This window comes from Kitasatospora sp. NPDC056783 (assembly GCF_042789895.1).
Classification (GTDB): Bacteria; Actinomycetota; Actinomycetes; order Streptomycetales; family Streptomycetaceae; genus Kitasatospora.
Genome location: NZ_JBHUAF010000389.1, coordinates 1 through 8,217 on the forward strand (window position 1 = coordinate 1; position 8,217 = coordinate 8,217).

An 8,217-nucleotide genomic window follows, 5' to 3' on the forward strand; every position below is an offset into this window, starting at 1 on the left:
ACCGGCGGGCACCCTTCCCCGCCCTCGCGAGGCCCTTGAGGATCTTCCGGGCGATGCCCTTGAGCTTGGCACCGACACCCCTGGCCGCGCCCTTGAGCCGCGACAGCAGGAAGTTGGTGATGAAGTCGAGGAGGGCCACCACGCCGGAGGCGACCGCCTGGGCGAACAGGGGGGCCGCGGCGCCGCTCCTGACCGCCTTGAGGAAGGCGACGAACTTGCCGATGGCAGCGATGATCTTGCTGATGGTGTTCCAGGCGGCCATCAGGCCCTGGATGATCGTCATGATCGCACCCGCCGCCGGCACGATCATCGAGACGAGCTTCTCGACGACGATCGAGATGATCATCCCCGGGAGCGCCGCGACGATCGCCTGCCAGGCCATCCGCCCGATCTGCGCACTTGAGACGCAGCCCTTGATCAGGACGTTGACCAGAGTGGAGGTCAGCCCGACCACCGACTCGACCTTGTCGTCGAACCACTGCTTGACGGCGCTCTTGATCGCGCCCCACAGGTAGTGCTGGATGCCGTCCACGGCGGCGGCGCCGAGCTTCTTCAGCCAGCCGCCCGGGTCCGGCGCGATGTCCCCGATGAGGGCGGCGAACTCACCGAACATCGCGATCGCCTTCCGTACGAAGTCGATCGCGTCGAGCACCGCCTTCCGCACCTTCTCGATCGCCGCCTTGAGGCCCGCCTCCAGCGCGTCGAGCAGCGCGTCGAGCCCGGCGGCGAGCGCGTCGAGCAGCTTGCCGACGGCGGCCTTCAGCCTGTCGGCCAGTTCGTCGACCTTGGCGATGGCCTTGTCCCGCCACTCCTCGATCTTCTTGCGGAACTTGTCCCGCAGCTCCGGGAAGGCGGCGAGCAGCACGTCGACGATGGCGATGAGCGCGTCCGCCAGCTTGTCGATCAGGTCGATCGCGAAGTCGCGCACCGCGTCGATCACCGAGTCCGCGAACTTCTCGAAGGCGTCGATGATGCCGTTGACGAGGTTCCGGAAGTAGGTGAAGATCCCGGTGACGGCGTCCAGCAGCGCGTTGAATGCCTGCTTGACCTTGGACTTGACCCAGCCCCACCAGCCCGAGGACTCCTCCTTCTTCTCCTCCTTCTTCTTCCGGGCCTTCTCCTCGGCGTCCTGACGGTTCTTCCGGATCCGGGCGTTGTCGGTGTCCTGGCGGTCCTTGATGCTCTTGTCGGTGTCAGTACGCTTCTTGCCGATCCGGTCGTTCTTGTCCTTGTGCTCCGCGTCGGAGTTCTCGTCCGCCTCGGAGATCTTCCGGTCCTGCTCGGCGCGCCACTGCTCGCGCTCGGTCCTGACCAGGCCGGCGGCCGTACCGCGCTCGCCGGCCTGGGCCTGGGCGTTGTCGGCGACCGACTGGTCGATCTCGGCCTGGTTCTGCCGGCGCCGCTCCGCCTCGCCCTGCTTCTGCCCGGCCTGCTCGGAGGCGAGCCGGCCCTGCCCCTGGCCCACGGCGGCCTGGATCTGCGGGCCGCGCTCCTGCTGGGTGACGACGCCGATGCCGGGCCCGGTGTCCACCGCACCCCGGGCGTTTCCGGCCCCGCCGCCGGACGCACCGGGCACGGCCGCGGTGAGGGTCTCCTTCGGGACGTCCGGGTAGATCCGGTCCTCCCCCAGGGGCCTGGCCGCGTCGTCCCGGCCCACGCCGAGGATCTTTCCGGAGCGCTCCTTCAGCTTGCCCCGCTGCCGGTCGGTACGGGCCGGGTCGCTGTCACCCTTCAGGTCCACCGTGGGCGTGGGGCCGACGGTGACGTTCAACGCCGGGTCGGTGGTCGGTACGTCGTCGACGGCACCCTGGACCTGCTGCGCCTCCTGCGCGGAGACCTGGTTCGAGCCGTCGTCGGCCACGTTCGGCCGCGCGACCCGGTCCGCCGGGTTCGCACCCTCGGCCTTCTTCGCGTCCGCCTGCCGGCCGTCCTGAGTCGCGCCGTCCGGGCCGACCCGCTCCAGCCGTTCCGAGACGGCTTCGGCGGGCGGGGCGGCCTCGGGCGTACCGGCCTGGGTCCGCGGAGCGCCCGCCGGACGCTCACGGCTCGGCGGTGCGGACCGGAGCCTCGCGTGCTGCTCGCCGACCGTACGGTCGACCGAGCCGTCCACACCGTCCAGGGCGGTGGCCATCCGGTCGGGCGGCAGGCCGGCGGCGGTGGCCAGCGCGCTCCGCGGGTCCTGGCCGGAGACGTCCGGCGGAACGGGCTTGTCCTCCTGCTCGCTCTCGCCTCCGGCGCCGCCCGGCGCGGGGCCGCCGCCGTCCTCGGCCTTCTCCTCCTCCGTGGTCGGCTGCTGCGGGCCCGCGCACGATCCCCCGCCCGGTTCGAGCGAGGCCTCGGGGGCGGGCGACACGCCGAGTTCGCCCGGGGCGTCGGCCTGTTCCGTGACGGGGCCGGGAGCCGCCGGAGCGGCCGTTTCAGGGCCGGCGACGGCAGGGTCGGTCCCGCCGACCGGACCAGGAGCGCTCGGCGCCGCCCGGTCGGGGGCCGCGGCGGGTTCCGGGGCCGCGGCGGGCTCGGCGGTGGGCTCGGCGGGCTCGGCGGCGGGCTCGGCGGTGGGCTCGGCGGGCTCGGCGGTGGGCTCGGGGGTGGCCGCCGCCGGTTCGGCAGCAGCCGGGGCTTCCGGCTGTACGGGCTCGGCCCGCTCGGCGGGCTGGGCCGGCGCGGGCTCGGCCGCGGCGGGCGCGACGGCAGCCGTCCCGGCCTCGGGGCCGATCTCCTGCTCGACCGGCCGCTCGGACCGCGGATCACGAGCCGTCCGCTCCCCGGCCTCGGTGGCCGGGGTCGGCTCGGGCGCGACCTGCGCTGCCCCGGGGGCGGGCTGGGACGGCGCGGGGTCCGTCTCCTCCTGAGGATCGTTCTCGCGTGCGGCCTGGACCTGCTCGGCCTTGGTCTCGGGCGGCTCCGGGAAGGTCGGCACCTCGGGCTGCGCGGGCGCCGAGCCGTCGGCGGGCGGTGTGAGCCGATCCGCCGTCGGGACGGCGGACACGTCCGGATCAGTGGACGGGAGGAAGTCCTCCGGCTTCAGCTCGGGCGTCGCGTCGGCCGGCGGTGCCTGCTCGTCCTCCCCGGCGTGTGGGTCGACGTCCTGCTCGGCGCCCGGCTCCAGACCCAACGGCCGTTCTTCCTCGCGGGCTTCGCCCTGCTGCCGGTCTCCGTCCAGCAGCCCGTGCCGGACCAGCGGGCTGTCCTTCGCCTCCGCGATCTCGTCCACGCGCTCGGGCTTGACCGGCCCGGGCTGCGGCAGCCGCCGGGCGTCGAGCGCCTCCGGCCGGGTCCCGGGCGTGGGCCGCGCGCTCGCCTCCTTCCGCTCCCGCTGTGGCGAGCCGACCGCCTGCGCGGCGGCAGGCCGCGCGGCATCCGGCCGTGCCTCCACCGGAGCCGCCTCGGCAACGGCCGCCTCGGGCTGCTCCGCCTGCGAAGCCTGGTCCAGTACGGGCCGCGCCTGCTGCTCCGGCCCCGTCGGCGCGGCGGCCTCCGGTGCGGCGGCGGCCGCCGGAGCCTCGTCCCGCGTCTCCTGAGCTCCCGCAGGCGGCTCCGGCTGGTCCTGATCCTTGTCGTCCTTGTCCTTCCCCCGGCCCTCGCGCTTCTTCCTGTCGCCCTTGTCGTTCTTGCCGTTCTTGCCGTCAGGCTGCTCGACGTCCTGGTCAACGTTCGGCTGGGGCTGCTGACCGCCCTCCCCGGCCTCGGCCCGATCGGCGGGTTCCGCCACCGGTCGCGGCGTCTGCGCGGTGTCCACCGCGTCCGGCGCCTGGTCGTGCTCGGCGACGTCGACCAGCTCCAGCAACCGGGCGTAGTCCGAGGACGGCATCCGGTCGGACAGCCGCTCCAGAACGGCGGCCTGCAACTCCGGCGCGAACCGTACGAGTTGCAGCCGAACCCGGCCCGAGGAGTCGGTCGGGTCGCCGCGCAGCGAGCGCAGAACGCCCGCCGCCAGCCGGTCCACCAGCGTCGCCGGATCGAGCTTCTCGGTGCGGTACCGCTCCGCGTCGACCGTCGCGTACCGCAACCAGCCCGGCGTGGCGCTCGGCGTCGCCGCGGGCTCTCGCCCCGGCTCCCGCGCGCCCCGCTCGGCCTCCCGCTCGATCGCGTCCTGCGGCAGGCTGACCGCGCCCAGCTCCCGCCCGGCCCGCAACGCGCCCAGCGGGTGCGGGGCTTGGACGGTGTGCAGCAGCTCGTGCGCGAGCAGGCGGCGGCCGTCCTCCGTGCCGGGACGGAACCTGCCCTCGGCGAAGAAGATGTCCTCGCCGACCGTGACGGCATCCGCGCCGACCAGTTCGGTGAGCGCGTCGGCGTCCCGGCCGGCATGCACCCGGACGCGGCTGAAGTCGTGGCCGAGCCGTGCCTCCAGGTCACGCCGCACCCCGGGGTCGAGCGGGTGTCCGGCGCCGGAGATGATCTCCTTCGGTTCAGGCGTACGGGCCTTCGGCGCACGGGACTTACGGCGGCCACCCTTCGGCGCGGCCTGCGGCGGGGCGCTCGACTTGCTCATCGCCGCCCCCGCTCCGCGCTCAGACCCGCGTGCACCGCACGCGCGAGCGCCTCCCCGAGCCGCTGCGGCGAGCTGCTCGCGGGCAGCGGCGGCAGCCCGGACAGCACGTCCAGCGCACGGTCACCCGCCGCCGCGACCGGTACGCCGCGTTCGCGCACCAGTCGCACCAACTCGCCCTGGAAGGCGGCCGTCAGACGGTCGGGATCGATCCGCTCGAAGCCGTCGAAGACCAGCTCGCCGATCTCGATCTCGAACCGCGGCGCATCGGCGGCCGAGGGGTTCACACCCATCCACGGACCTCCGATGGCGTCAGCGAACGCTCCAGCTTGAGGTACTCGGTACGCGCGGCGGCGAGCAGGTGCCGCATCCGCAGCGGGCTGTCCTGGTCGGCGGCGAGGAAGGCGCCGGCCAGCGCGATGTTGCGGATCGACCCGCCGGCGACGGTGAGTTGCGCGAGCAGCTCGGCGTCCAGGCCCTCGCTGGGCGTCCGCTTCGGGATCACCCGGCGCCAGATCTCGGCGCGCTCGGCGGTGCCGGGGAAAGGGAAGTCGACCACGAACCTGATCCGCCGCATGAAGGCCGGGTCGAGGGCCTTCTTCATGTTGGTGGTGAGCACGGCGAGGCCCCGGTACTCCTCCATCCGCATCAGCAGATAGCTGACCTCGAGGTTGGCGTAGCGGTCGTGGCTGTCCTTGACCTCGCTCCGTTTGCCGAACAGCGCGTCGGCCTCGTCGAAGAGCAGCAGGGCGCCGCCGCGTTCGGCCGCGTCGAAGACCCGGCGGAGGTTCTTCTCCGTCTCACCGATGTACTTGCTGACCACCTGGGAGAGGTCGATGACGAACAGGTCGACCCCCAGCTGCCCGGCGATCACCTCGGCGGCCAGGGTCTTGCCCGTACCGGAGCCGCCGGCGAACAGGGCGGTCACGCCGAGCCCGCGCCGCAGCACGGACTCGAAGCCCCACTCCTGGTACACCGTGCCGCGCCGCCGGACGTGCGCGACGATCTCCCGCAGGATGTCCCGCTGCCGCTCCTCCAGCACCAGGTCGTCCCAGCCCGCGCCCGGTTCCACCCGCCGGCCCAGCTCGTCCAGGGACATCCGGGCCTCCGTGAGGCCGGCCTGCCAGGCCAGTCGGGAGACGTCCCCGACGCCTTCGGCCGCCGCCCGCCGGGCCACCCCGGCGGCGGACCGGATGACGTGCGCGGGCAGCGAGAACTGGGCCACCAGGCCCCGGAGTTCCGGCTCACCGATGCCCGCCACGCCGTCCATCGCGGCGGTCCACAGGCCGAGCTGCTCCTCGGGTGCCAGCTCGGGTACGCGCAGGCGCGCCCGCGCGGCCGGGCCCGGCAGTGGCTCGGTGCCCGACAGCACCACGGGGACGGCCAGCGCCGCCAGCAGCGCCTCCAGGGCGCCCGGCCCGCCGGTCCGCTCCCGGCCCGGCTCCCCGGCCTCTATGAGCAGCGCGGCGGGCGTCAGGACCGCCTCCCGCTGCCACAGCCGGGCGAGTTGCTCGCGCTCGGCGGGCTCGGTGGGCAGGTCCTCGGCACTGGCCGCGTACAGGCTGAGCCCGGCCCGGCGGGCGCCGGCCGCGGCGATCTCCCAGCGGGTACGGCGGTCCGCTCCGAACAGTTCGGCCTGCGGCAGCCCGTCCGGCTCCGCCGCGGACCAGCCGCTCGCCAGCGTCACCGCACAGCGCTCGTGCGCGTCGGGCAGTTCCTCGGGCGCGCGCACCCGGGAGACCAGCCCGTGCAGCCGTGCGTCCAAGTACGGTACGCCGACCAGGAAGTGCAGTATCCGCTCGTCGATGCGCAGCCGGGAGCCGGTCGGCGAGGTCTCGTCGGCGAGCTCCACCAGCCGGAAGCGGCGCAGCGGCCCGACCGGGGTCAGCGCGCTCCAGTGCGGCTCCTCGAACGCCGCGAGGGCGAGCGAGAAGGTGGGGTACGCGCGTGCCGGGTCGCCGCTCGCGGCGGCGAGGCGGGCCGCGGCGGTCGGATCGATCTCCGGGGCGGCGGCGAGCACCAGCACGTCGCGCTCGAAGGGGGTGAGCCCGAAGCAGGAGCACAGGGTGTCCAGGGCGCTCACGGCCACCGGGCGCCGCCCGCCACGGCCGGGGGCCGTGGGCACCGCGGTGCCGGACGCATGCGCGTCCACCCGGCTGAGCACGGCCGCGACCGCGGCCGAGAGCACCTGGTGGTGCGGCTCCTCCTCGCCACGGCCACCGCTCTGCCTCCGGCGCGTGCTCATCGCTCCCCCGTCGCCCTCGGCCACGTCGCCGCGCCGAGGTCCGCGACCGGCCCGGCGAACGACCCGTCCGCCGCCGGCGTCAGCCCGCTCGGCACGCCGTCGGTCTGGACCCGGACCAGATAGGTCGTCGGACGCACGTCCGTGACCTCCGCCCGGACCGTGTACGCGTCGGGGCGCGCCGTCGGCGGGACCCCGAACTGGTAGCTCGCCCCGCGCCGCCCGGCCGGCGGCCGCAACTCGTCCAGCATCACCACGACGTGCTGCCCGTCCCGGAGCGGCAGGTCCAGCGTGATGTCCAGCCGCGCGGAGACCCGGGAGCCGCCACCCGTCCGGTTCGCCACACCGACCGGTTCCACGATCCGCGCCTGGCAGGCGAAGGTCCGGGCATTCGACTCCAGCCCGAGATGCGCCGAAGCGGGCCGGCCGTCCAGCTCCACGCCGTGCAGCACCTGTAGCCGGTAGACGCCGGGGGAAAGGTCGTCCGGCACGGTGACGACCAACTGGTCGTCGCGCACGCCCGCCGGCGCCACCTGGCGGTCGTTCAGCCGGGCCACCACCAGGTCGGATCGCAAGCCCCGGCCCAGCACGACCAGTTCGCCGCCCTTGGCCACCGGACCGTCCGCCGGGGCGCTCCGCGCGCCGGCCGGCCGGGAGAGCACCCGGTCGACCAGCGGCCCTCGGCTGGGCAGCGCGCGTACCGTGCGCCGGAGCACCGGCTTGCCCGCGGCCGGCTCCGCCGTGCCCTCCACGAAGACCGCGGTGGCCTGGTAGTAGAGCGAGAGCTCGAACGGGGTCTGCGGCATCGCCGTCCACAGCTTGGACATCTCGTCCAGGTCCATCTTCGCGGGCGTGAAGCGGACCCGCTGCGGCGCGGCGGCCAGGTCGGCGCCGGCCAGGTACGGCTGGGCGGCCGCCTCGTCGATCAACTGACCGGACAGCATGGGCTGTTCGTGCAGGGCGCGGACCACGCAGCCGAGCAGGCGCTGACCGATCAGCTGGGATTCGTCACCGTAGAAGCTGATCAGGTAGTGCAGGTCCAGGGCCGCCGCCGGCTTGGTCAGCAGGGTGCCGTCCGGGGCCCGGGTCGGCGCGTCCCGGTTGCTCAGCGCGGCGTTCGGGGTGACCTGGTACAGGAACACCGTGATGGTCGGGTCGCTCGGCGGGTCGGACGGCGGCTTGCGGGTGCCGACCTCCACCGCGAACGGGATGTCGGGCGACAGCGAGCGCGCGATCATCAGACGCAGCGCCTCGGTCACGGTCGCGACCGCGAGGTGGTTGCTCATGACCGCCCCCGGTTGAGGTACTTCTCCAGGTCGAGCGCCGGGGCGGGCCGCGCGGGCTGTCGGGTGCGCCGGGCGGCGGGCGGGGTCTGCCCGGCGGCCCTGACCTCGACCCGGCCGATCTGGACCCGGACCACCCGGTCCGGCTCCCGCTGCTGTCGGCGCCCGGCCGAGGCCGGTGCCGCCGCGCCCCGGGCGGGCGC

General features: G+C 74.6%; 5 protein-coding genes. All 5 read right to left on the reverse strand.

The window, feature by feature from the left end; all coding sequences use genetic code 11:
• On the reverse strand, positions 1–4,492 hold a 4,492-nt coding region (locus ACFRMQ_RS34505), incomplete at its 3' end, for a DUF4157 domain-containing protein (RefSeq protein ID WP_380734726.1).
• Entirely contained in the window at positions 4,489–4,782 is a 294-nt protein-coding gene (locus tag ACFRMQ_RS34510) for a hypothetical protein (RefSeq protein WP_380734727.1), read from the reverse strand. The genes ACFRMQ_RS34510 and ACFRMQ_RS34505, both read right to left, overlap by 4 nt.
• Positions 4,773–6,734 (reverse strand): ATP-binding protein, encoded by a 1,962-nt coding sequence (locus ACFRMQ_RS34515; protein ID WP_380734728.1) that lies wholly within the window; start codon positions 6,732–6,734, stop codon positions 4,773–4,775. The genes ACFRMQ_RS34510 and ACFRMQ_RS34515 overlap by 10 nt, the downstream gene beginning before the upstream one ends.
• Complete coding sequence (locus tag ACFRMQ_RS34520; RefSeq protein ID WP_380734729.1) at positions 6,731–8,017, reverse strand: DUF4255 domain-containing protein; 1,287 nt, start codon at positions 8,015–8,017, stop codon at positions 6,731–6,733. The genes ACFRMQ_RS34515 and ACFRMQ_RS34520 overlap by 4 nt, the downstream gene beginning before the upstream one ends.
• On the reverse strand, positions 8,014–8,217 hold a 204-nt coding region (locus ACFRMQ_RS34525), incomplete at its 5' end, for a hypothetical protein (RefSeq protein WP_380734731.1). The genes ACFRMQ_RS34520 and ACFRMQ_RS34525, both read right to left, overlap by 4 nt.

What these genes read in the sequence shown, in the direction of transcription:
- ACFRMQ_RS34520 (WP_380734729.1), bottom strand. Translation starts at nt 8,017, where the DNA reads ATGAGCAACCACCTCGCGGTCGCGACCGTGACCGAGGCGCTGCGTCTG.
- ACFRMQ_RS34515 (WP_380734728.1), bottom strand. Translation starts at nt 6,734, where the DNA reads ATGAGCACGCGCCGGAGGCAGAGCGGTGGCCGTGGCGAGGAGGAGCCG.
- ACFRMQ_RS34510 (WP_380734727.1), bottom strand. Translation starts at nt 4,782, where the DNA reads ATGGGTGTGAACCCCTCGGCCGCCGATGCGCCGCGGTTCGAGATCGAG.